This window comes from Pseudobdellovibrio exovorus JSS, assembly GCF_000348725.1.
GTDB classification, from domain to species: domain Bacteria; phylum Bdellovibrionota; class Bdellovibrionia; order Bdellovibrionales; family Bdellovibrionaceae; genus Pseudobdellovibrio; species Pseudobdellovibrio exovorus.
Genome location: NC_020813.1, coordinates 2088717 through 2113381 on the forward strand (window position 1 = coordinate 2088717; position 24665 = coordinate 2113381).

Sequence of the window (24665 nt, forward strand, 5' to 3'; positions counted from 1 at the left end):
TTTTTACTTTCTTAAATTTGCAAACAGATTAATTCCTTTTTCTTCCGACTCAACCGTCATTGTACGACAGTGCTGGGCAAAAAGGCCGTGTAGATCTTCTTCCGAACGATAAATAAGATTCCAATCCAATACCATATCCATACCGAATCTATTCGGATTCTCGATCCCGAAATTTCCGATAATTGCTAATCCACCATCATCTAAAGACTTAACTAGTTGATCTGCAGCAAAACTCGCAACAGGATCAGTAAAATAGTCAAATAAACCAGCTGAATATATCAAATCAAAGTCGTTTGTAGGCAAACCTCTTGCTATCACATTCTTAATTGCAAGATTATGTAATTTTAGATTTACATGTTTATTCAAATTTTTCGAAATTGATAAAATTTTAAATTGAGCATGCTTTAAAGCATCTAAATCCTGATCCAACAAATGAATTTCAACCTTATTGAAGTCAATAGAATCATCCTGTAATAAGTTTTGAATTTCCATCGCTGGTCCACTAGCTATTGAAATCAGTTTAAATTTTCCATTTCTAGCAATAGCTGATTTATATTCTTCCTTAATTTTACGTCTAAGATATTGTTCGCGGTTTTTAACAGCAATAGAAGCCGGCTCATCAATAAAATATCGGTGAAGGCATTTTGCAAAAAGCGATTCACCACGAATTTGATTACTATACATGATATTCATCATTTCATAATCACCTGCGTATCCTTTTGGTTTATAAAAAGTACGATGGGCATATGGTGCTTTATATAACTTTTCACCTAACATCTGGCGGAAAAAATCAAAATGTGTTTTTTTGAAATCTGTCGATTTCCCTTTAAATACACTTTCCATTTTTGCATAAACTGAATTAAACCCTTCAGAAAGAGCATTAGAAAGTAAGCTTGCAATCACCTCTTCCTTGCCGAAAACTGCTCTTGCATCTGCGGACCCAGCATCCGGTTGTAATTCATTGATTTTAACTTCTAAAGAATCTACTAGGTGTCTTAACTCGTAGGTCATCAACTTAAACTGCTCATCTATTTGAGATAGGTTCTGCTGTTGAGTGATCGTATCTGACAACAAGCTATTTACATTTTTTACAAGTGCTATGGTATCAATATCAATAATTGTTTCCGCCATAGAAAACGCACTGTACTTTCCTAAATCATTTTCATCAGCTCGTACAAAGTGGGCTGTTAGCTTCATCAATTTAATATGGTCTACATAAAGATCAAAATCATAAGATTGTTCTTTGACGAACTCGATATCACTTTTGACAGATATGCCAAAGCTGCTGAAGTTTAACACTGGATAAAAATTTCCTTCGAAATGAACCTTTACTCTTTCAGAATCAACAATGACACGATCTTGTCTTACTAAATATTCAGATTTAAGTTTCGGGTTTAGTTCTTCGTGCACAAAGTTGCCATTACGAGCTGCCATTAGACCTCCATATTATTGCCCTTCCCCTTTCGACATACTTGAGTACTTATTCCATATATCCAAAGTCGAGTTTATTTATATACTTTTACCCTCTTCCAAAACCTCTGCATTTCTCGACTAGACTCGACTTATCTTGAGCTAGGCGGAAGCCGATACGAAATATATGAAAACAATACGCCCTTTCACATTAGTCACATTAGTCGGTTTCCTCTTAACAGGAGCTACTCTATCTGCACAAGATATCGTGATCGTTGATGTCAGACGTAACATCACCTTGGCTGACGATGATATCATCTACAAGGACTACTATCTGAATGCAGGCGAAGGCAGCGCTTTGAAAAAAAATATGGTTGTCACGGTTAAACGAAAAATCAATGTGCGCGACTCTTCTACAAAATCTGTCGGAGACTTTGAAGCTCCAGTCGGACAACTCAAAATTATTCACTTAGGAAATAATGTCTCTGTTGCGCGTGAATTCAAATTAATCTCACGTGATGAAGAGCCCATGCTCGAGCAAATCGGCATCATGTCCGGAGACCGCATCGATACCGCAGGGTCATTTATTGACACCTCGAAGCCTGTTTATAAACGCAAAACGGCCGATGTAAACCCGACTGAAGCGCAAGCAAATGAAGTAATTGTTACAGAGTCACAGTTGGTGACTCCACTGACTCCGACAACACCGGCGGATAAAAGAGAACCCGCAGCCCAAACTCAGGGTGCTGGAACGCCCGTAGAAGCCCCTAAAGCGGCAGTGGAACTGCCCCAGATCTAACGGCGCCTATCTTACTGAAAACACGGTATTTTAGCGCCACTTTCTTCTAGTCACCATTCGGAAGTTATGGCAAATATAACCCCCTATGAGTGACACCTATTTTCGCATCCGATTATCCAATGTAAACACCCCGCAAGAACAAGAGGTCAGCACCTTTTGTTTTGACCACAAAGCCTTGGGCCTTAGCGAAGTGTTAAGCTTCAGCCAGCCCGACTTAACCTACGATCCCTCTTTGATCTCGCGACGCATTTTAGACTTGGATGTATTTTTTGAAGCGAAACCAAGTGAAGACTTCTTTCGTGAACTAAAAGCAAAATTTTCGGGAATCACCTACTCGACAAACGAAGAAGAAAGCAAAGACTGGCTTGAAGAATGGAAAAAAGGTTTTGTCCCTTTCAAATTGGTAGGCAAAACGTGGATCGTTCCCTCATGGCTAGAAAAACCGGAAGAAGCACAACACGAGATTAAAATTGATCCCGGCATGGCTTTCGGAACCGGAACCCATGCCACAACTAAAATGGCCTCTTACTTCGTTCATAAAATTGCAACAGAACACGCTGACCAAGTTAAAGACTGGACACTGTTAGACGTGGGCACGGGAACCGCTATCTTAGCGATGCTCGCCGAAAAAATGGGATTTGCTTTAATCACCGGAATTGAAATTGATCCGGAAGCTCGCAGAAAAGCCCGTGAAAACTGTGAACTGAACCAAACTCAAAGTGTCGACATCACAGACCAGCAATTAGATGAGATTCGCGATCAATACGATGTCGTCGTGGCGAATATTATTGATGGCGTGTTGATTCGATTACAAAAAGATCTGATGCGCGCCACGAAAGATGGCGGTCATTTATTTTTGACGGGAATTTTACAAGAGCGTGACAATTTATTTTTTGAAAAATTCATCGAAGCTCAACCTGTGAAAGTTATCAAACGCATTCAAAAAGATGAATGGGTGGGATACTGGGTTCAGAAAGGCACGCAGTAATGCGTCGCTATTGGATCGAAAAACAAATGATCTTCGAAGATCAGGTCTCATTTAAGGGCGACCTCTTCCATCACATCTTCGATGTCTGCAGGCAAGATGTGGGACATCACTTCGAAGTTTTAACAGAAGACGCAAAAGCTTACCTTGTTGAGGTGACCCAGAAAGATCGCAAGCAGGCGCAAGCGCGAATTTTAGAAACACGCGAGATTGAACCACTACCTCGTCCGCATGTGCACATCGCTTTGTCTGTATCGCGCTATCAAGTGATGGATGCGATTGTCGAAAAAGCGGTCGAAATGGGTGTGAGTTCAATTCTACCTTTCTGTTCTGATTTCAGTTTTATTCGCAAACCTAATAACCTTCCTGCTGGAAAGTTAGACCGCTGGCAAAAAATTATCGTGTCGGCTACTCAGCAATGTGGACGTGGTGAATTGATGAAAATATCAGATCCTGTTGAGTGGTCTGAGATGCTCAAAACAATTAACCCAAACACGGATAATTGGTGTCTATTTGCATATGAGGGTCATAGCGTTCTGGGCGTGAAAGCTCACTTAAATGCAGCTAAAGAAGCCGCAAAAGTAAGCAATCAACCACTTCCACAAAATCTTTGGGTTATTGTGGGTTCTGAGGGCGGTTTTTCAGAGGCTGAAGTCGAAGAAATGCGCCAACTAGGCCTTCATCCAGTGACCCTTGGACGGCAGGTTTTGCGCGTGGAAACGGCTTGCCTGACTTTAGTCTCCGTCCTAAAGTATGAGTTCGGCTTACTCACGTAACTGCAACATATTCTGGATGGCCCAAAACAGAAAGCTTAATAGGAGCTGAAAATGGCAGGAACAAATAATATCAACTCTAATGGCAATGATCCTTTCGAGGAATTTGAATTCCGTCCTATTAACGAAGGTTTGGGCTTTCAAAAACGTCAGCGCTCGACTTCAGCAGCCTCTACTATGGGTATGGGTGCGAATGTGGATTCTGGATTCGAAGTTAATCCAACACGCAACACTCCCCGTTCTAGTCCTAGCTTTTCAGCTCCGCTTCCTCGCACAAGTACGCCTCGTCCGAACACAGCTCCGGTAACGCCAAAAGTTCCTTCTTTTGAAATCCCGACTATCGAAGACGACTCTATTGCTAAAGCACAAACAGCTGTAAATGAGATTCTGAAAAATCTAAATCAAAAGCGCCACTTAGATTTTTTAAATGAAACTGAAAAACAAAAAACTCTTTTAAAGAAATCAAAGCCATTCTTCTTTGCGGCCACATTGGATGCCATGTTGATCACGGCTATGTTTTTACTGAGTATGATCGCTATGCTGAGCATCACTAAAGTAGATCTTTTGATGAATCTAGGACATGCCAATACCTCTATGTCTGTCTTTGCGGCTACTGGTGGTTTATTCTTATCGATTATGTTCATTTACATGGTCACGACTCGTGCCTTCGCTGGATTTACTCCGGGCGAATGGGCTTTTGACCAACAAGTCGGCGATGAGTCTCACCAAAAAGGTTTAAGTTATATCCCACGTGTTGTGGCCAGAACGTTATTAGTTACGGCAACGGGTTTTATTTTGCTTCCTGTTCTTTCTTATCTTTTCAACAAAGATATCGCAGGACAACTGACTGGAACACCAATGTTCAGAAAACCAAATGGCTAACTTTCCACGCGTTTTAACCACCGCCAATGTAACTGAGTGCACAGACCTTTACCGATCTGAGAAAAAGAAAATCGTCTTCACGAATGGTTGCTTCGACCTTTTACATATCGGTCACGTAACATACTTAGAAGAAGCCAAAAAACTAGGTGATGTTCTTATTGTAGGGATTAATACAGATGCCTCTGTCAGTAAGCTCAAAGGTCCTACTCGCCCCATTCAAAATGAAAAAGATCGCAGTGAAATCTTAGCCGCTCTAAAATCCGTGGATCATACGATCCTATTTGCTGAAGAGACTCCATTGAATCTTATCCAAACCATTAAGCCTGATGTTTTAGTTAAAGGTGGAGACTGGAAAATTGAACAGATCGTCGGAAGTGACTTTGTACTTTCCTATGGTGGCAGCGTGCAGTCGCTTAATTTCGTTCACGGAAAATCGACCACGTCCATTATTGAGAAATCGAAAACTTAGTTCTGCGCCACGTTGTTCGGAGCCGAAGCTTGAATGATCGCAGCGACCTGTCTTGCAAGCCCAGCTAACTCTTGATCACTTGACGAAACCATCTGGCTTAATGCTGGCATTAACACAAAGTAATCGCTCATTGAAAACATCACCACAGAATCATCACGTCTTTGACGAGGATCCGTAATCGCGCTGACATCACCTTGGCTTAACAGTGTTAAATTCACATTTAACATATTCAAAACCTGAGTTTTTAAAGACTTATCTTGGGTCTGTAACGCCTGACTTAAATACTGCAAGTTCGGTTGAACTAAGTAAGCTTTGAATGACTGTTCAATATAAGATTGATACCCAGCAAAGCTGTTCACATCTAAGTGAGCTAACTGAGACAAACTCGCCAATGAAGGCACTGATCTTAAAGCCATCAAACCCAAAGATTTAAAGTTTTGATCACGTTGAGTCAGTAAATCCTGAGCCATCGCTTGGTACTCATCCGCAGTCACTTCATTTTGGCGATAAGCGGCTACAAATAATGATAAGTTCTCTGGAGTCGGAGATGCCAGCAATAGTGATCTCCACTCAGCGAAAGACTTTTTCTTAGTTTCTTCTGGCTCATTCTTAACTTGATCTTGAGCTGCTTGAACTTGATTCGCATTCCCAGCGTAGCCATTGCTATCCACAACTGGTGCAGTTGTATTTGCCGCTTGAGTCGCATCTGCATTTCTTTTAGAAATGTCTTGCTGAGCCTGAGCTACAACGGGTGCAGACTTCTGGGCTGTCGTGAGTTGCTGTTGTCTTCTTTGATTAGCAGCTAATTGTTTCTTTTTAGCTTCGTCTTTCTTTTTTAGCTCTTCTTTTTTCTTAGCAATAAGCTCTTTCTTTTTCTTTTCAAATTCAGCTTTGCTAACTTTGCCATTTCCTTTTTTAGCTAAAGCTTCATAGATTTGCTCTAATTCGCGACCATCTAAGTTATATTCAGAATAAGATTCCTCAACACGGGCCATTTCGTAGTTAATAACCATGCTGTTATCAAAAGAAGTTGAGGCTGAAGATTTACGGTTCAAGTGCATGAAAAGCGCAGCAAATGCGGCCAAAGCAGTTAAGGAAACTGCACCCACTATCTTTTCGTTTTTAGTAAAACCTGATTCCATATAATGCTCCTTACGTAATGTAAGAGCACTTTCAAGACCAACTTGGCATGACTAACTATAATATAGATGAGCTGAGCGGTCCCTTATGAGACAGTGTCGTAAGAAGGCCTTTTTGCAGCTAACAGCCGTCAATAGAATAGACACTTACTTCCATTCCACAGGACAAAATCCTACACGTGCACCTATCTGTGCGGGGAACTGACGACAGGTATCGGGACGACGTTCGTACACAGTGCAAAGTCTGGTCCTCGAGTCCAAGAAGTAGCAATCACTATTTGCTTTCTGCGTGATCATAAAGAACTCTGTGCCCTCGCGATAAGACGTGATGATTTTTTCTTTCTTCAATCTTTTCGCTAACTTCTTAATCGAGTTGTCCACTTCATCTTGAGAAGCAACCCCTAATCGGACCAAATCTGAAGCTTTCACTTCTACCGGCATCGCACAGCAGTTAGCCCGACAACGGGAACAGTTATCTGCATCATATTTTTTCCACGTGCTGGGCCGATCTTTATCCGGTTTCATAAAGCTAGAGTGTAAGCCCTAAACGTCATAACGTCCAAACTTTATACAATCAGATCGCGTAAATTATTTATAGTTGATCTGAACACGCGGCATACCTTTTGCCTTAGTAGTCTTCAACTGGTTTTCAAAAACCCTTTTAAAACTATTATAAAGTGATCCCCCATCACTTAAGGAGAAGACATGAAACGTGCAATTAATGCCTTGATGACAACGACCTTGCTCTTGGCGCAAACCGCTTGGTCAGAAGATGGTACTATCAGCCGCATCCGTGAATCAGTAGGAGCTAAACTACGTGAAGCTGATATTAGAGCCGGAGTCGACTTCTTTGACTTAGGTTTTGATCTAGGTGATGTATTGCATGCGTCTACAGGTTTAGAATATCAATATATATTAGATCCAGATTCTGGTCGCTATCTTAGACAAGATCGCTGGAAAGATAAAGTGCGTGTACGCGTAGGTGCTGGTTTAGTGGCGGACCGCGAAGTGTCTCGTCAACTGACATACGGCCGTTATCATACGGACTGGAAAACTGCTGCAACTAATATTATGTTCAGCCCATACAATTTAAAAAATTTAAACTCTTCTGTTTTACAAAACAGTATGCGTGCCGGTGATATGGCTTCTATCACTTTGAATAAAGCCACATTCCTTGGATTAGACTTACATGATGGAACACGTTCAACACCTGCTAGTGGTGGTGTCCGCGCCGGTAAAATCTTCTCTGGTAAAATCACTGTTAAAATCCTAAAAGAGGCTGATGGTAAAATCACATTGAACTTTGCTAATGCCGACGAAAATGCCGTGCAGTTAGCTGGTAGCGTGAGCATCAATATCGTTCCAGGTTTATTGCGTTTAAAACTTTTATCTATTGAACACAACGCCCGTCTTCGTGGTACAGCCGATCTTGCTACGTTCACTTATGATCTTTCAAACCCAACAGCGACAGCTGCATTGGATAAGATTTTACAATCATTCGATGAAATCTCGATCTTACAAGATGAGCGCTTATTGCGCGAAGGTATCAGCTTAGACAATGAGTTAGCAAAAGGTCTTATCGATGTTGTCGCTTCAGATGAAGCCAGCACCGCAGCTAATTCAGGTGTGATCAAAACACAAAATGTTTCGAACAATATCGTGAGTGGTCAACGTACACGTGTACGCTTCAGACTTATTCCTAACTTTATCCAAAGTAATACAGATAGCTTACAAAGTATGAACTTGGTGAACATGAATATGGGGACAAGCCAATTAAGAGCTGGTCAGTACTTAGTGGGTTATAGATCTGAAACAAAACGTCAAAATCGTTCGCGTATTCAGTCTATTTCAAGCGTCGTTTACCAACCATCAGTATTATTAACAGATAACAGCCAAGCGCGCGGTTACCGTGGATTAGATGATCTTGTCGGGATCTCTTACCATACAGAAGCTCGCCGTCACCAAAACGTAAAAGAGTTATTAACTTACGCGAAACTGTGTAATGCGGGAATCTTGCAATGTGGCCGTGACATCCAAACAACAGTTGTTGCAGATGACAGCGCAGAAGCAAGACAGTTAGATAATATCTCGAATGTTTATTCGAACTACTTCTTCGCAAAAGGACTTTTTGTTAAGATTAAAGAGCGCATGAACTGGGATCAGTCTAGCCAAAATCAAAAACAAGAGGCTATCAAGCAAACGATCCGTCCATTGGTAACTCAATTCGTAGTCGATCGCGTAGACGAACGTACGAACTCTTTATCAAACTTGATTTACGATGCTCTAGAGCATGGTTGCTACTCGAACTTAATCGGTATAAGCGCACGTGAACAAAGAAGCGGATTCTTTAAACGTATCGCTGAAAGATTATGGGGCGAGTGTAATACAAGCATCTACGATCTAGCACATGATTCAGACACTAACATCCGTAACAACATTCCGGCTCTGTTGATCGCTCTTTACAATCCGACAATCTTTGGTGATGCGTCGAACCCATATGTAAAAGCAAGTGCTGAAACTAAAGCGGACTTAGCGAAATACTTCGCCGTGAGCATCAACACTCGTTACCAAGTTTCAGAAACTATGGAAAGAACAGTAAATGGTTTGGAATTCGGTTTATCAAATGCTCAAGCTGGTCAAGTGATGGAGTTCTCGAACTTGATCGATACTTGGCAACAACAGTCGAACAACACTTTGACTTTCGCCGATCGTCAAAGAATGTTAAGAGCAGGGGCTGGTCAACAATAACCAGCCGCCTCAAGACAATAACCCCTAACAGAAAAGCCGACCTAAAAAGTCGGCTTTTTCTTTTTTAATTAACGCTATGACTCTACTAGAGCTACTACAGCGACTCAATATGAGATGAAATTAAAGATTAAGGTTTGGTCTAGTCCAGTCCGATAAACTAAATGTACTGGAGGTACGTATATAATGAACACAAATTACGATGCAAACTTAGTTTACCAGTTTTTGACTCAGACACCGGAATCGGCTTTGAAGAAAATGCTCGTCGGTCCTTCTTTTAATGATGTTCACTTTTCTATGTTAATGAAAGTCGTACGCCATTCAAATGAAGACCAATTCTGCGATCATTTCTATAATAGCACTTATCCAAAAGCGAAATTCAGTGCTAATGAAATCAATTCAAAAGAAGTTTTTTGGAGCAACTGTATCAACACGTTAAATCAACATGGACTCCTTTCTCCTGCACAAAAAGCTGCCGCCTAATTTTAGCGTTCTAATTCCTTTTATAAGGTTTGAAAAGGAGCTCGAAAACGAGCTCCTTTTGTCTGGTCATACGATTGTATTTAAAAATAATAAGTACTTTATCGTTGCGCCCTTAGATAAAAAACCAATATGGGCACAAGAGCTGTTAAGCGACTGTCAGTGTATTGAGTTTTCTAATAAAGCCCATGCTGTTAAAGTTTTAAAATCTTTCGACACTCTAGGGGTTTATTTTCCTACCGATGCCAATACTAAGTTGGCCGATAGTATACGTAAAGATCTGCGTGAACTGAGCCTCAAACGTATTGAATTCAAAGTCCCATCGCCATTTAATTTTAAGTATTTTGCATGGGGACTATTAGATAGCTCCCATTTGATTGTATGCCAGTCCCCTTCATCACAATTTCCACTGGGGTGGCACGAGTTCAAAGAAGATAAGGCCATCCCACCGAATCGAGCCTACCTGAAGCTCTGGGAAGTCTTGTCTTTAGGATACATCCATTTAGACAAATCGGATATCGCAATTGATTTGGGTTCAAGCCCCGGCGGCTGGTCGTGGGTTCTAAGCCAATTTGTTTCTAAAGTGTACTCGGTGGACAAAGCACCGCTGTCTGAGAAAATACAGCAACAAAAAAATATCCTCTATACCTCTGGGGATGCCTTCCAAATAAAGCCTACTGATTTTGCTGATTGCAGTTGGCTATTTTCAGATATTATCTGCACGCCAGAAAGACTTCTGGGTCTTGTTCACAATTGGATAGACAACTCGAATGTACAAAACTTTGTCTGCACGATTAAATTTAAGGGTGATTGTAACTTTGATATCTTAAAAGAATTTCTACAGATTCAGGACTCAAGAATAATCCATTTGTATCAGAATAAAAATGAAGTAACATGGATTAGACAAGGTAATAAAAAATGAGCCAAGAATCTTTTTTTAACAAAATAAGTTCATCAGCTTTTTCAGAGATTATAAAATCAATTTCTGAACATCAAACAGAGCTGATTCTTAAGGTTCGTGATCAATATGCCAAGTCAGAAATAAAATCTGTCAGATCCAGTGGTTTCATTCTTCCCTCTTTAGGCACCAATCAAATTTTAGATGAAAAGGTCACTGTCTGTTTTCATCTAAACGATGAACTTTATTTTTTCGTTTCTGCCATTAATAATGAAGAAGCTGAGTGCCAGATAAAAAAACCAGAACATATTTTTCAATTACAAAGACGTAATAATTACCGCGTATCCATGCCTCTTGGCGTAAAATACACCTGTCGCCTAAAAAAAATTAATTTAGAGCCTTTAAAAAAAGAAGCCACCTTAGAAATTCGCGATATCAGTTTGGGTGGATGCCAAGTCTTTTTTGAATCGGCCAGCGGTGAATCCCTACTCAAACAAAATGATAAGTTTGAAATTTATCTAAAACTCGATCGCTTTGAATTTGCCGCTTTACAGTTGATAGCTCGCCATATTAAACCACTGGAAGATAATGGCTTTTTAGTAGGTTGCAGTTTCGAAGAAGTGAATGCAGAAGTCCTATCGGAAGTTCAAGCTCTATTAATGTTTTTAGATCGCTTCCATCGTGGACGTAATAGCTAGCTCTTTTTTTGCTGGTCCTCTTTAATACCCACTCGATTTTTGTGCTTTGTTCTTTTCATTCCAACGCAAAGTGTAGTCTTTATGAAGCTCGTTGAATTCGTCTATTTTTTCTTTTGCATAATCTTCAAAGTTTTTTCGTTTTTCACGAACATCCGCTTCAAATTCATCGCGGGCGTCGCGCTGATCGGCAGAAAAAGTACGTCTTCTTTCATCTTGATCGTTGAAAAAATCAGTGCGTTTTTCACTGGAAACTTTAGAGCTTAAAAAATTCTCACGAACTTCTTTTTGCTGCTTAGTGAACTCTTCGCGGTCACGGCGCTCTTTTTTATTAAACTCTTCACGTGCTCGGGTCATGTCTTTATTAAAAAGCTCACGTTTTTTTCTAACCAGATCCATAAACTTTTCACGAACACGCGCTGGCGGCGTATTGAGGTCAGCCATCAATTCTGCCATCAATGCTTTTTCATCATTCTGTCTGCGTGTTTCTTCTGGAACAGAACTGCGTAGCTTGTCTAATTCACTACGATCTTGTGCAATACTGTATTTGGGATCTACCAACTGTTGGGGCGTTGAACTTCCAGCATCCTCACGAGTTGACGAAACCTGACAGCCCACTGCTAGCGCTAATATAATGAAGCCTAAGATATATTGAATCATGTCCCCATTTTAACCTGTGCGGACAAAATTACCAACTTTATTTAGAAACTTGTTTCACTCGTCTTAAATGAGTATCCACATCACGCTTTTTGATAGCTTCGCGCTTATCGTGTAACTTCTTACCTTTAACCAAGGCGATCTCTACTTTAACACGACCTTTTTTGAAATAAATTTTGGTGGCTACGCAGGTCAGACCTTTTTCCCGTAAAGAGCCATAGATTTTATCTAGTTCACTCTTATGTAAAAGAATTTTTCTAAGTCTTTCTGGGTGATGGTTGTTATAGCTGCTAGCTTTGTATTCGCTGATATGGGCATTTTGTAAAAAAGCCTCATGGCCTTTAAATGAAATATAGGAATCTTTTAGCTGTACACTGTGTGCCCGAATAGATTTTACTTCACTACCCGTTAATACTAAACCCGCTTCAAAGGTTTCAATAATATGGTAGTCATGTCGAACACTGCGATTTTCTTGTATAATTAGAATCGACATATACCCTATCCTATCACTTCATCTTCAAAAAATGATACAGATTTGCAATTTCCTTAACAGAAAGCTCTTCTGCACGGACTTTATCACTTTTTTTGTTTTGCTCGAGCCAATCTTTAAACTTTGATTTGTCGTACTGCTGATTTAAAGCCGCTAAATTCGTACTTAAAACACGTCGGCGCTGCTGAAAGCACGCTTTTACAAAGGCCAGATACTCTGCCTTATTTTGAATTTCCGATGTACGCGGTAGGAATTTTAATACACGGCTCGACACTTTCGGCGCCGGCTTAAACTCACGCGAGCCGGCATCACACACGGTGCTGATCTGCCAGAACTCTTGAGCTATGACCGACAGCATACCATAGTGTTCAGTCTGCGGCATCGCTCGAATTCTTTGCGCCACTTCTTTTTGAAACATCAGCACCATGGCCTGTAATTGGCTGTCATCCATGCTGCGTTCAATCACTAAAGAAGATGAAATCTGATAAGGCAGGTTACTGACCAGTAAGTAACTGGAACCAAAACTCCAGTCCATGCGTAAAGCATCGCCTTCGATCACATTCAGATTCTGCTGACGCCAAAATTCAGCCAGATGTCGATCTAATTCGATTAACGTCAAATCCTTGTATTTTTCGGCAAGAAGATCTGTCAGAGCGCCACAACCAGGGCCAATTTCAAGAACCTTCTGAGGGCTTTCATCTGCAACGGCATCTAAAATTTTATTGATGACACCATCAGAAACGAGGAAGTTCTGTCCCAATGACTTTTTAGCGATAATCTGCAATTCGGCTAAGCGTTTTTCAAGTCTTTCTAATGCTGTCAACTTTCGCTCCTATTGCAAATCATAAGAAAAATCATTCTCATATAACTGCGGTGATGGCCCCATGCTGAGGTCATTTCTTTCACCACGATTCAGTCGTAAAATACCTGTGTATCCAATCATCGCTGCATTGTCTGTACAGTAACGCAATGGAGGAATGACCACTTGATATTTAGGCTCTAAAGCTTGCGCCCGTGCTCTTAAGCGGCTATTCGCACTCACTCCCCCCGTAATCACAAGACGATTACATTGGTAGCGAGCGGCTGCCTTGGTCGCCTTGCTGATCAAGACATCCACAATGGCTTCCTGAAAAGACGCACAAAGATGGTCCCGCTCGTGTTCAATTTGTTCCTGAGTCATGGTCTGCAAAAGGCGATGCGCGGATGACTTCAGGCCACTAAAACTCATCATCAGATTATCTTCATTCACCAAACTACGAGGAAACTGATACTTTTGAGGATCGCCTTGCTGCGCACACTTATCGACTTGCACTCCCCCCGGATATCCAAGACCGATCATCTTAGCAAATTTATCAAAGGCTTCTCCGGCAGCATCATCTTTGGTAGATCCGATGACAGTGTATTCAGAAAATGACTTCACCCAATATAAACTGCTGTGACCACCGCTGACAGCCAAAGCGATATACGGATAATTAAAGTCAGCTGGTGGAGCATAAGAATCATCTTTTAGAAATGGTGCTAATAGGTGTCCCTCAAGATGATTCACTCCAATTAATGGAATACCATAGGATTGCGAGATCGACTTCAATGTCATGATACCCACAATCAACGAGCCAATTAAACCGGGACGATTGGTCACAACCAAACCCTCGATGTCTTTCCACGAGAGTTCCGATTTGTCTAATACGTGTTGAATTAAAGGCAGTAAAGCCACCGAGTGATTGCGACTGGCAATCTCGGGAACGATTCCTCCATAGGGAGCATGTTCTAAATCTTGATTCGCAGAAACTTGGCGTATGACGTAGCCTTGATCATCCACAATGGCAACAGAAGTGTCATCACAGCTGGTTTCAACGGATAAGACTCTTCTGATCTGGTTCACACAATTACTTTTTCAATTTTGAAAGGCGGGAACGAGCACTCTTCCCCGCTTCGGTTTTAGAGTAATTAGCCACGACTTCTTCATAGAAAGCCATCGCTTCTTCTTTCATTCCTAACTCTTGGAAACTCACACCGATTCTGTATTTAGCATCAGCGATATTCTTACCTTTAGGAGACTCATCAGTATATTTTTGAAAATTTAAAATAGCCTTTTTCCATTCCTTACGAGCAAAGTGATCTTTTGCCACTTCGTAGGAATCTTTTTTCTTAGGTTCCACTACAGTTTCGGCAGATTCGTCTGCTTTCGGTTTTGTAATATCATCTAAGGCTTTATCTTCTGGCTTTGCAATAACAGTCGTGCTCGATAACTCGTGCTCTAACTTTTGTATTTGCAATTCCATTTTAGCCACAGCTTCTTGTAAAAGCGTAACCTTTTGCGCATCTTCAGATGGCGCTGCATTTTCTTTTTCTTGAATTAATGTACTTAATTGGTTTTCTAAAACTTCAACACGCCCATTTAAAGTGCGGATGAGTTCATCTTTATCATCAAGAACCGCAGTGGTTTGTACAGCTTGTTCTCGTTGAATATTAGTGGACTGAATTTGAGCTAACTGATTATCAGCGTGTTTTTGCCCATAAAGATATTCTTGATCCTGTCCTGATAACTCTGAGCGAGTTTTTAAACACGAACTCAAAGCAATTAAAGACACTAACACTAAAATTTTTCGGATCATAAAATCTCTCCGTTGCGTTGACGAATCAATCGTGCAGAGTTTTCTGCTTTCTCGGCTGCTGAGCGGGCTTTATTAAATAGATCTAGCGCTTGATCATATTCCCGTTCTCTGTAAAGGATACGCGCTTGTCTGAAAGCTTCTTCTGCCTCATGCCACAAAGAAGGGGCATAGCGAACGGCCTGAACGGCTCTGGCAGACTTAATGGCCGTGTCGGCCAATGTGTATTCAAGAATAGGTGGAGGGGTATGCACGCAAGCACTCAGTGTGATTGCAAATACTAAAATAACTCCTCTCCACCAACTCATCAGATACCTAAATCAATTACTGTGCTACGAAGTTAGCACGACGGTTTAAAGCTAAATCGCTTTCAGATTCACCACGAGTAAGAGGTCTCTCTTTACCATAGCTCACAGTAGATAAGCGGTTACCAGCGATACCTAAACCAACTAGCATTTGCTTAACTTTGTTAGCGCGTCTTTCACCTAAAGCCAAATTGTACTCAGTAGAGCCTCTTTGGTCACAGTGACCTTCGATAATCAATTGAGCTGAAGAATTTGTTTTCAACCATTGAGCGTTGCCTTCTAACTTTTGTTGTTCGCCATCAGATAGAACATCACTGTCATATTTGAATCTTACAGTTTGAACGCCTGGGATTAAACCCGCGTCACTTCCTGTAGCTGCAAATCCCATTGATGAATCTACTGCAACTGTTCCACCAGATGCTGTTGTTTCTGAAGTCACGCCTGAATCTGTGTTGCTGCTTCTGAACAGCGCACAACCAGAAACCATCGAGACAATCGCTAATGATAACAATAACTTTTTCATGTTTTACTCCTTCGTAAATTAAACTTAAACTTTACTGCTTATCCTGACAAACTTTAATAGACAAGTCACACATTACTAGCCAAAATGTAGGCGAATGAAACTTATTATTTTTCTTAGTGCGCTTGTCTTTGCATTTTTCAATGGCAGCATTTCCCTCGCCCAACGGATAGGACACGCAAACGAAAACTGGAAAATCATTAAAACTGCGCACTTTGACGTCATTGTTTCTGCTAAGCAGCAAGACCTAGGTCTACACTATGCATCAGTAGCCGAAAAAGCCTATCAAAGACTGTCGCAAATCTTCACGCAAAACACTGAACGTATCATCCTTATTGTCAACGATACGACTGATATTACCAATGGATATGCGACTCGTATTCCCTACCCTCACATCATGGCTTTCACTGTACCCGCAAATGATCATGACTCTCTATCCGAGTCCGGAGAATGGGCGCGCGAACTTATCGTACATGAGTTAACCCACATTCTTCAGTTCGAACCCGCCACTGGATTTTACTCTGTCTTACGACCTCTGTTCGGAACCATCATTGCCCCGAATCTCTTGATGCCTCTTTGGTGGAAAGAGGGAATGGCAGTAGAGCTAGAAACCCAGTTGACCCCAAGAGGCCGACTGCGCTCGACCTACCAAGATGCGATGATCCGCAGTTGGACTTTAGATGATAGCCTGTTGCAATTCACCTTACCCCAAGCGAATGAAGCTCTGCCCTCGTGGCCCTATGGCTCACGCCCCTATGTTTTCGGATCGCTCTTCTTCAGTCAGTTAAACTATACAACGAAAGACATTAAGTCTTCTGCCTACCTTGCCAACCGCCAAGGAGAGCGCGTTCCCTATTTTGTTGAAACCCCAATGCAAGAGCTGACCCAAGGTTCTTACGAACAACTTTACAACGCCGCACTTGAAGACAATAAAGCAAATGCCAAGGCGCAAATTCAAATGTTGAACGCGGCCCCGTTAAGCGAACTGCAAGAGGTGCCGCAAAACAACTTAACTTCTCTTCGCCCTACCTACTCGCATCCATTTTCACTTTTAGCATTTATTCAAAGTACTGATGGCAAAGACCGCATACATGTTCAGGCACTTAATGGTGATAGCCTGAATCTTAAACGTCTTCCCTCTGAAGGTATCCAAAGTCTTGAGTTTCACCCGACCGAAAAAAAATTACTCTACACGAAAACTGATCTTGTCGACTCTTACCATAATTTTTCCAATGTCTACGTCTATGATCTGGAAACGCAAAGATCTAAAAAAATCGACAACACCCAAAGAGCACGGGCGGCATCTTACTCGGACGATGGCTCGCAGATCACTTATGTGACAACCTTTGGCGGGCAGACCCAAATCCGAACACTGAACTTGGATACCAATACCTCTCGCTTTGTCATTAACTCGACTGTACACAGTCGCTATGAATCACCGATATTCTGGGACAATAACACTCTGCTAGCGGTGAAGATTTCACGCGATGGTGACAGAAAATTAGTTCGCTTGAATTTACAAAATAATACCGAGTCTGTAGCGACCTTACAAATGCCGCAGATCCGTTTCTTGAAAAAGATCAACAACAGCCTTTACTTCACTTCAACTGCAAATGGCGTTAATAATCTTTATAAATCTACAAACCTAGAAACAGCGCAGCCCATTTCCCACTTGATGACGGGGACATGGAGTTTCGACATTGATCCTACCGAAACACAGGCATGGGTTTCCGTTATGACGAGCTCTGGTTTTAAAGTGCAAAAGCTTACTTTAAAACCAGAAGGCTTAAGTCACCCTCTTCCTAAAATCAGCAATACTATCGCAGATCGCTATACTTTCCAAGAAGCTCAGTATGAACCTATCCGATATTCTTTGAAAGACTATGGAGCTTCTTCGTACCTTTTACCGAGCTATTGGATTCCGTTTGTCTCGACAAGTACGTCCTCTAGAGGAATTTATTTATTGGCCCAAACCTCTGGGCACGACCCTTTAAATCGCCACGTCTATTCATTAGCGGTCGGCTATGAAACTGAACTGAACCGCGCCGACTTTAATGGCGTCTATCGCAACTCAACTACTTCGGTCCCATTTCAAATTAGCTCTTTGGTCTACAGCCGTGCGGTGGGAAATACTCGTAATATCGTACAGACAACAACACATGCGCTGTCGCTTTTACCCGATATGTTTTGGTTCAACAAAAATGTATCGGCTGAAATCGGCGTCCAACTTCAGGAAGTTGACTATACAACTAAGTCAGAACACTGGGGACCATTCCTGCAAGCCTCGTATCAAGATTATGAGCAGACTCTTTTTCAAATCTCTCCGGAAAATGGCTGGGGCGGAATTTTAAAATTTGAAAAGAATTATAAACTAAAAGATGAAAGCCTGAATGGCATAGCCCGTGACTACGAAAAAGCTTCGGCCACACTGATTGGCTTCACTTCCTATGGCCTCCCCGAACATCACGCCATCAAAGCGGCAGCAAGTGGGCTAATGACTTTTTCTGGAGTCGCTGGTCGCTATGGAGCTAGCAGTGCTTCACAATTCCTGATGCATGATGCTCTTGTAGGCTCTCAATTCGTCAATCGCGCTTATGCTCCGGCACAGTTTTATGGGCGCAGTATGTGGGCCGCCAATATTGAATATCGTTTTCCGCTAACAGAAATCAACACGGGTTCAGGTTCAGATCCTTACTTCCTCAAACGACTTTCGGGAGCTGTAGTGGTGGATGGACTCGGAGTCGAAGGTGCTGGGATGGAAGAAGACCTTGTGACTCCTCGAGCTTTATCTTTGAATGAAAGCATCTGGGGAACTGGGGCCGAGATTAAATTGGAAACAACAATCGGATATATTTTACCTATGAATTTTGTACTCGGTTACTACCATCCCCACTCTCCTGTTTTCGCGTCGTCGGGACACCTTGGACTGTCTTTACAGATAGGTGGCTTTTAGTTTGACAAAAAGGACCTTGGTCCGGAAAAATGAACAAGAGTGAGGTGCCATGATGGAAACCAATAGATATGAAAATAAGACGTGGATTCGCGAACTTGTTTCAGCCGATGAGCAAATCGAAAAATCGGTGATGATCGATATGAACCTAGGATTGGATACTCAACGTATTTTAGTTAACGAAACTATCGCTTACCTTTTACGCCTAAAAGGTGACTTTGCGGAAGCCTCTGCCAGCTTTAACGAACTGAAGCCCACCGCTTTAGGCCGTATCAAAATCTATGGGATTGCTAAAACTCATGCTGATTTCATGTTATTCCGCAACGGCTACAAAATGATCTTTTCGATCAAAAATGCAGGCCTGATCAGCATCCGTTTTCACTACGTAGGTAACCTTGCTATCCCACAACCTCAACAAAAAGAAAATGTGACGATCGTAATGGACGAGCAACTGATCGAAGCTAAATGGGGCGCATTTGAAGAAGTTCTATGGACCTACAAGGGCCAAGGATTCAAACCGGAATACCTTGTGCGCCACTACATGACTGTCTTTATCAAAGAAAGCTCACGCTAATTAATGGCCTCACTGTAGGCCGCTTTGTAGACCACTTTGCAGACCACACTGATAAATTTGATCATTTATAAAATATAAAAAAGCCAAAACATAAAACCGCTAAAATATAAAAAAGCCAAGTCTCTGAACTTGGCTTTTTTTTGGCTTTTTTTATGGCTTTTTTGTTTTCTAGTATCGGAAGAAGGGAATTAACTGCGAGGGCAGTTATATTCCACTTTCACTGTTCTACCTGCTGGAATTGCAGGGCTGAACACAACACTGTTATTTTGTAACTGAGTGGCTACTGAAGACATCGATGGAGTAATCGTCACATTGATTTGACCTACAGGAGCACACTCTAGAGGAATCGACGCCAACGAGTTTACGATACGATCTTTAAAGTAGTATAAGTTTGTCGAGTAATCATTAGCACAGATACTTGCAACACCACCACCTGTTAACTGCGACAACTCATTATACTTGTAACCATAGTGTGATTTTGCTGCGCCCGCATCCTGAGCTGCCATACACTGTGAATCGCCCGGTCTTACGATAATAGAGTTGAAAGTCACACGTTTATCCACACCAAACTGCTGTCTGATCTTATTAACAAAGCTTTGTGGTTGATCGTCGGCCTCAAGAGGTTTGTACTCCCCTTGGTAGTACTGTAATGACGAGTTACCACCCACAGATCTTACGTCCTCATCCGAAATCACGATCACAGCTAAAGAAGCATCGTCACGATAACAGCCGTTGTACGGAGCATATTCCACACTCCACCATGCGGCTTTAATACCACGCTCATCATCTGTATTCGCCCAACCAGCCCCGATAGCCGCGATTGTACTTGTAAAGATGCTGTATGGATCTGTAGCTCCGGCCTTCATTAACCATGCTGGCGAACCTAAGTAGCCAACCCAGTTACGAGAAGCTCCCCAATAGAAAGTTCCGTTATTGTAGGCATCCTGTGAGCGCGTTACCGTCGCACACATTTGCCAGTCGACCCCAGAGGCCGTTAAATCTTGTACGAAACCCTGTAGTCTTTGAGCTAATTTTGTATTTTCAGGAGCCATTGAGTTCGAGTCATCCACAACAACCAAGATATCCACTTTGTTGTCTGTCACTTGAACTAATTTTTCGAAGACCACAGGACGAAGTGGATCATTTGCAGTCGCCACTGTCACTTCTAGCGGAGATGGACTCACATACGCATTGTATCCCGGTGCTGAAGCTGTCAAATAGATGAAGTAAGTTCCTAAACCAGCACCAATGAAGTTACCAGTAGAAGAAGCTCCATTTAAGCCTCCGATAGTCACAGCACTTCCCGCTTTGAACACACTCCATGTATGAGTCACTGTTGAAGGGTTACATCCAGAAGTTACCAATGGATTGTTACCGCTCGGAGTAATCGTAACCGCCACAGATGTATTATTTAAACGTGGAGCACAACTCAATGTCTGAGTCGGACCCGTGTTATCTACTGTGATACTCAACGGAGTTGTTGTACTCCAGTTGCTGTGGTTAGGTGCACTTGCTGTTAGATAAATTAAATAAGTACCAGTTCCAAGTCCTAAGAAATTAGGATTTGAATTGGCTCCGCTTAAACCTGGCACTGTTACATTGCTTCCATTTTTAGTAACAGTCCATGTGTACTGAACTGCAGAGGGAGCACAGTTACCGCTAATTAAAGGATTCGGAGAACTTGAAGTCACAGTTAAATTTGTCAATGAACCATTGATACGCGGATTACACTGAATAGCCGCAATCGGTGTTGGATCATCTTGCACTGTCACCACTAATGGTGATGAGCTTTGCCAGTGAGTTGAACCTGTGGCTACCGCATATAAAGAGATACGATAAACACCTGGTCCATAAGATTTAATATTTGGAGTCGAAGAAGCTCCACTCAAACCTGCGATAGTAAAGTTAGAACCATCTTTTGTTGCCGTCCAAATATAGGTAGCAGCAGCAGGAGTACAATTTGCTGTGATCGCAGGGTTGCTATCGCTAGCACGTACCACCACACTTGTCTGAGTTCCATTTAATTTAGGATCACAAGTTAAGCTGTTACCGACTCCAGAACCAGGAACGATAAATTCCAAAGGAGTAGTCGCATTGTAAGGATTTAACCCATTACCCGTTTTACCTGCTGTTAGATATACGTAGTAGTTACCTTGACCCAAAACAGTGAAATTCACATCTGAAGGATTGGCATTTTCTAGGCCTGGGATAGAGTTCGTAATAACAGTGCCATCAGCTTTTTTAACAACCCATGTGTAATCTACATCTGTAGGGGCACAGTTAGATTGAATTGAAGGGTAGTTTGCCGTTAAGGATGTGTACGTAAATGTCGTCAAAGCTCCATTGATCTTAGGATCACAGGCAACCGTTGAAGCAATACAGGCATCACCACTACAATTAGTTGCTACAGAGACATTATCTGAACGTGTAAATTTGACCGGTGCACACGACGAAAGAAATAGAAATACCCCAGCAACCAACAAAGCCATTCTTGTTATCATCATTAAAACTTCCCCTATTTGCCTAGTATCAGAATAAATCAATTCTCATTCTGAGCATAGAGGCCTTTAGTCCGGTTATTAAAATTGAGACACTAGACCACCTTTCATGTCTCAGAATAAGTCGCTAAAATAAAAACTGATAAGGAGTCCCCGTGAACTATTGGTTACTAAGTCTATCTTTATTGAATGTGTTGTTAATTGCTTATATTGCGTTTAATCATCTTACGCAGAACAAGGCGAAGGCTGAAGATCAGCGCCTGACCAAAGGCTTGCAACTTTTACAAAACAAAATTTCGATCTTACAAGACCTCTCTGATAAGACAGATGAGCAAGTGCGTAAGTGGGTTCATCTTATCGAACAAAAGTCTTTGAGTGTACAAACACAACTGAATAAGTCCGATGAAAAAGTAGCACAGATTGAAAATGCTCTATCGAAGGCTTTAGATGTTTCTAAAATTTTCTACGAACAAGTCCCTCATGCCGAGATCGCAGAAAGGCAAAAAACGGGTAAGTACGTACAAGCAGCTAAGCTAGCAAATCAGGGCTTTACTGCAGATCAAATCAGTCAAAAAATCGATCTTTCAAAAGCTGAGATCGAAATGATCAGCAAAATGAATCGCGAAGAACTGCAATTCGCTGAAGAAAGTCTTCCAGCATGGGTAGATGCTGCAGCGAATACGGCTTCGGGTTCATCTGAAACGCGCTCTCAAGAAATAAATGAATTCGCATCTCAACTGCAAAAAATGAATCAAATGGTTTCCTCTACCGCATTTGATATCGCTAAGCCAGACATGAGCAGCATGAATCAGATTCAACAACAATTCAAAAACAGCTTGAATGTATCTGCTGCTGGTTCTATGAACTCTATGACGAATTCTATGTCACACGTTATGGCGAATGCGACAACGAATGCCCTAACCGACACATTGGCACATAACTCGACACAGATTCCTCAGACCTTTTTAGAAGAGCAAAAGCCAGCGCTGGAAACACGCACGGAGTCTGGCAAGATTGTGCGTCCGTTTGAGTTTCGTAAAATCACGAAATAATTTTTTCTTTAATTAACAAATAGCTTTTATAGAAATGGCCTAAGATCTTAGGCCATTTGATTTACTAGGTCACGCATCCGCCTAATCGCTTCCGCCATTCTTTTAGAATCAATAGCAAAACTCAGACGCATAAAGCCCGGATTACCAAACTCTTCGCCAGGGACTGTAGCCACAAAGAACTTTTCCAAAAGGATTTGGCAAAAGTCTTTAGAACTCTGTACCGCTTGACCATTAAACGACCGCCCTAAGGCTGCACGCACATCCACCCATAGGTAAAAAGCCCCTTGAGGCTCAAATACTTTAAACTGAGGCAAAGTCTTAAACTCGTGCATTGCCGCCACTAAACGATCTTTTAGCACCTGATTGGTTTCGCGAATATTGGCTTCGCAGTTGGTGATCGCCTGTACCGCCGCATGCTGGGAAATACTTGAGGGAGCACCCGTCGATTGCGAAGCATAGTCTCCTAAAGCCTGAATCACTTTTTGTGGCCCTAAAGCCCAACCGATTCTCCACCCTGTCATCGAGTAGGCTTTTGAGCCGCCATTGATGATGATCGTGCGCTCGCGCAGCTCTGGCGCCACCTGTAAGATATGAGGAGCACAGTGGGAACCATCAAACATCAGGCGGTTATACATATCATCTGTGATCACTGCTACACGTGGATTCTCTTTTAAAACTTCCGCTAGGGCGGCTAGTTCTTCACGGCTATAGACAAATCCTGTCGGATTCGATGGAGAGCAAAATAAAAACGCTTTTGTTTTCGGCGTGATGTGTTTTCTTAATAAGTCTGCAGTGATTTTGAAGTTCGTCTCTTCCGTACAAGTCACCAGAACAGGTTTTCCTCCAGACAGTTCTACCATTGTGGGATAGCTCACCCAATACGGAGAGTGAATAATCACCTCATCCTGTGGATCACACAAAACTTGTAAGGCAGCAAAAATGGCAAACTTAGCTCCACTGGTCACAGCGACTTCATTGATGGCATACGACTGCCCCAAATCAGACTTAATACGCTCAACAATCGCTTTTCTAAGCTCAACAGTTCCATTGGCAGGAGTGTACTTTGTCATGCCTTTACGAATCGCTTCAATACCCGCTTCACTTGCTGCAGGGTATGTAGCCCAATCCGGCTCACCCACAGTTAAAGAGATCACATCGTGACCTTGCGATTGCAGCTCACGTGCTTTAGCAACTAAGAATAAAGTCGGAGATGTTTTTAAACTCTGAGCTTTCTGCGATAACATAAACTAACCTCTTATTTTTTTCTGTAAACTTTCGATAACAAAATCAGGTACTAACCCATGCAAAGCCCCGCCGTTGCGGGCCACTTCTTTTACTCCGCGCGAAGAAATAAAGTAGTATTCAGGGCGAGAGAAAACCATAAACGTTTCCACTTCCGGAGCCAAACGGCGATTCATACTGGCCAATGTGCCCTCATATTCAAAATCAGCCACCGCGCGCAAGCCTCTAACAATCACATGGGCTTTACGTTTTCTCATGTAGTCCACAGTGAGCCCCTGAAAAACATCGACTTCAATTTTAGAATTTCCTGCCGTTGCATTTTTTAAAAAAGCGGCTCTTTCTTCAGCGCTAAACAAATAGTTTTTCTCGTTTGAATCCGCCACAAGGACAATCACATGATCGAAGATATGTGAAATTCTATCAATGATATCTAAATGACCCGTTGTAATCGGATCAAAACTTCCCGGATAAACTGCTATTTTTGACATGC

25 protein-coding genes are annotated in these 24665 nt (G+C 41.9%); 12 read left to right on the forward strand and 13 right to left on the reverse strand.

Translation table 11 applies throughout. The features are described 5' to 3' along the window. Positions 1-3: 3 nt before the first annotated feature. Entirely contained in the window at positions 4-1434 is a 1431-nt protein-coding gene (locus A11Q_RS10335; protein WP_015470757.1) for a hypothetical protein, read from the reverse strand. Positions 1435-1597: 163 nt separating this feature from the next. Here A11Q_RS10335 and A11Q_RS10340 point away from each other — a divergent pair, with 163 nt between their 5' ends. From A11Q_RS10340 to rfaE2, 5 genes are all read left to right on the forward strand, one after another. Then, positions 1598-2209, forward strand: coding sequence for a hypothetical protein (locus A11Q_RS10340; protein WP_015470758.1), 612 nt, complete (start codon positions 1598-1600; stop codon positions 2207-2209). 85 nt (positions 2210-2294) lie between these two features. Further along, entirely contained in the window at positions 2295-3197 is a 903-nt protein-coding gene (locus A11Q_RS10345) for a 50S ribosomal protein L11 methyltransferase (protein WP_015470759.1), read from the forward strand. Beyond that, positions 3197-3970, forward strand: a complete 774-nt coding sequence (locus A11Q_RS10350; RefSeq protein ID WP_015470760.1) for an RsmE family RNA methyltransferase — start codon at positions 3197-3199, stop codon at positions 3968-3970. Before A11Q_RS10345 ends, A11Q_RS10350 begins: the two co-directional genes overlap by 1 nt. A gap of 51 nt (positions 3971-4021) precedes the next feature. Then, positions 4022-4849, forward strand: coding sequence for an RDD family protein (locus A11Q_RS10355; RefSeq protein WP_015470761.1), 828 nt, complete (start codon positions 4022-4024; stop codon positions 4847-4849). After that, positions 4842-5318: a D-glycero-beta-D-manno-heptose 1-phosphate adenylyltransferase gene (gene rfaE2, locus A11Q_RS10360; RefSeq protein ID WP_015470762.1), complete on the forward strand. Its 477-nt coding sequence runs from the start codon at positions 4842-4844 to the stop codon at positions 5316-5318. Before A11Q_RS10355 ends, rfaE2 begins: the two co-directional genes overlap by 8 nt. Here the strand turns inward: rfaE2 and A11Q_RS10365 are convergent. Together A11Q_RS10365 and A11Q_RS10370 are read right to left on the reverse strand one after the other, a co-directional pair. Continuing rightward, positions 5315-6460, reverse strand: coding sequence for a hypothetical protein (locus A11Q_RS10365; RefSeq protein WP_015470763.1), 1146 nt, complete (start codon positions 6458-6460; stop codon positions 5315-5317). The genes rfaE2 and A11Q_RS10365 overlap by 4 nt on opposite strands. A 144-nt stretch (positions 6461-6604) precedes the next feature. Continuing rightward, the gene (locus tag A11Q_RS10370; protein WP_015470764.1) at positions 6605-6982 is read right to left on the reverse strand and encodes a YkgJ family cysteine cluster protein; all 378 of its coding nucleotides are present in this window, start codon (positions 6980-6982) and stop codon (positions 6605-6607) included. A 180-nt stretch (positions 6983-7162) separates the two neighbouring features. On the opposite strand from A11Q_RS10370, the gene A11Q_RS10375 reads away from it, so the two are divergent. From A11Q_RS10375 to A11Q_RS10390, 4 genes are all read left to right on the forward strand, one after another. Continuing rightward, positions 7163-9205: a hypothetical protein gene (locus A11Q_RS10375; protein ID WP_015470765.1), complete on the forward strand. Its 2043-nt coding sequence runs from the start codon at positions 7163-7165 to the stop codon at positions 9203-9205. A 183-nt stretch (positions 9206-9388) separates the two neighbouring features. Further along, positions 9389-9685 (forward strand): hypothetical protein, encoded by a 297-nt coding sequence (locus tag A11Q_RS10380; protein WP_015470766.1) that lies wholly within the window; start codon positions 9389-9391, stop codon positions 9683-9685. Between the two features lie 58 nt (positions 9686-9743). Next, positions 9744-10604, forward strand: a complete 861-nt coding sequence (locus A11Q_RS10385) for an SAM-dependent methyltransferase (protein WP_158320371.1) — start codon at positions 9744-9746, stop codon at positions 10602-10604. Further along, positions 10601-11278: a flagellar brake protein gene (locus A11Q_RS10390; RefSeq protein ID WP_015470768.1), complete on the forward strand. Its 678-nt coding sequence runs from the start codon at positions 10601-10603 to the stop codon at positions 11276-11278. The genes A11Q_RS10385 and A11Q_RS10390 overlap by 4 nt, the downstream gene beginning before the upstream one ends. 21 nt (positions 11279-11299) lie before the next feature. On the opposite strand, the gene A11Q_RS10395 is transcribed toward A11Q_RS10390, so the two are convergent. From A11Q_RS10395 to A11Q_RS10425, 7 genes are read right to left on the reverse strand one after another with little or no spacing between them, the layout of a single operon-like run. After that, positions 11300-11935 (reverse strand): hypothetical protein, encoded by a 636-nt coding sequence (locus A11Q_RS10395; protein WP_015470769.1) that lies wholly within the window; start codon positions 11933-11935, stop codon positions 11300-11302. Positions 11936-11972: 37 nt separating this feature from the next. Further along, on the reverse strand, positions 11973-12425 hold the full coding sequence (smpB, locus tag A11Q_RS10400; RefSeq protein WP_015470770.1) for an SsrA-binding protein SmpB: 453 nt from the start codon (positions 12423-12425) through the stop codon (positions 11973-11975). Between the two features lie 13 nt (positions 12426-12438). Next, positions 12439-13245, reverse strand: coding sequence for a 16S rRNA (adenine(1518)-N(6)/adenine(1519)-N(6))-dimethyltransferase RsmA (gene rsmA / locus A11Q_RS10405; protein ID WP_015470771.1), 807 nt, complete (start codon positions 13243-13245; stop codon positions 12439-12441). A gap of 9 nt (positions 13246-13254) precedes the next feature. Continuing rightward, positions 13255-14304, reverse strand: coding sequence for a tRNA (adenosine(37)-N6)-threonylcarbamoyltransferase complex transferase subunit TsaD (gene tsaD / locus A11Q_RS10410; RefSeq protein ID WP_015470772.1), 1050 nt, complete (start codon positions 14302-14304; stop codon positions 13255-13257). Positions 14305-14308: 4 nt separating this feature from the next. Next, the gene (locus A11Q_RS10415; RefSeq protein WP_015470773.1) at positions 14309-15037 is read right to left on the reverse strand and encodes a tetratricopeptide repeat protein; all 729 of its coding nucleotides are present in this window, start codon (positions 15035-15037) and stop codon (positions 14309-14311) included. Then, positions 15034-15342 (reverse strand): DUF4398 domain-containing protein, encoded by a 309-nt coding sequence (locus A11Q_RS10420; protein WP_015470774.1) that lies wholly within the window; start codon positions 15340-15342, stop codon positions 15034-15036. The genes A11Q_RS10415 and A11Q_RS10420 overlap by 4 nt, the downstream gene beginning before the upstream one ends. 16 nt (positions 15343-15358) lie before the next feature. Then, positions 15359-15862, reverse strand: coding sequence for an OmpA family protein (locus A11Q_RS10425; protein WP_015470775.1), 504 nt, complete (start codon positions 15860-15862; stop codon positions 15359-15361). A gap of 94 nt (positions 15863-15956) precedes the next feature. Here A11Q_RS10425 and A11Q_RS10430 point away from each other — a divergent pair, with 94 nt between their 5' ends. Next, positions 15957-18812 (forward strand): TolB family protein, encoded by a 2856-nt coding sequence (locus A11Q_RS10430; RefSeq protein WP_015470776.1) that lies wholly within the window; start codon positions 15957-15959, stop codon positions 18810-18812. Positions 18813-18861: 49 nt separating this feature from the next. Next, entirely contained in the window at positions 18862-19383 is a 522-nt protein-coding gene (locus A11Q_RS10435; RefSeq protein ID WP_235044601.1) for a hypothetical protein, read from the forward strand. Between the two features lie 188 nt (positions 19384-19571). On the opposite strand, the gene A11Q_RS13615 is transcribed toward A11Q_RS10435, so the two are convergent. Next, on the reverse strand, positions 19572-21887 hold the full coding sequence (locus A11Q_RS13615; protein ID WP_015470778.1) for a hypothetical protein: 2316 nt from the start codon (positions 21885-21887) through the stop codon (positions 19572-19574). A 149-nt stretch (positions 21888-22036) separates the two neighbouring features. On the opposite strand from A11Q_RS13615, the gene A11Q_RS10445 reads away from it, so the two are divergent. After that, the gene (locus A11Q_RS10445) at positions 22037-22933 is read left to right on the forward strand and encodes a DUF2802 domain-containing protein (protein ID WP_015470779.1); all 897 of its coding nucleotides are present in this window, start codon (positions 22037-22039) and stop codon (positions 22931-22933) included. Positions 22934-22980: 47 nt separating this feature from the next. Here A11Q_RS10445 and A11Q_RS10450 read toward each other — a convergent pair whose 3' ends face one another. After that, positions 22981-24177: a pyridoxal phosphate-dependent aminotransferase gene (locus A11Q_RS10450; RefSeq protein WP_015470780.1), complete on the reverse strand. Its 1197-nt coding sequence runs from the start codon at positions 24175-24177 to the stop codon at positions 22981-22983. Between the two features lie 3 nt (positions 24178-24180). Next, the gene (coaD, locus tag A11Q_RS10455) at positions 24181-24663 is read right to left on the reverse strand and encodes a pantetheine-phosphate adenylyltransferase (protein WP_015470781.1); all 483 of its coding nucleotides are present in this window, start codon (positions 24661-24663) and stop codon (positions 24181-24183) included. Positions 24664-24665 lie beyond the last annotated feature (2 nt).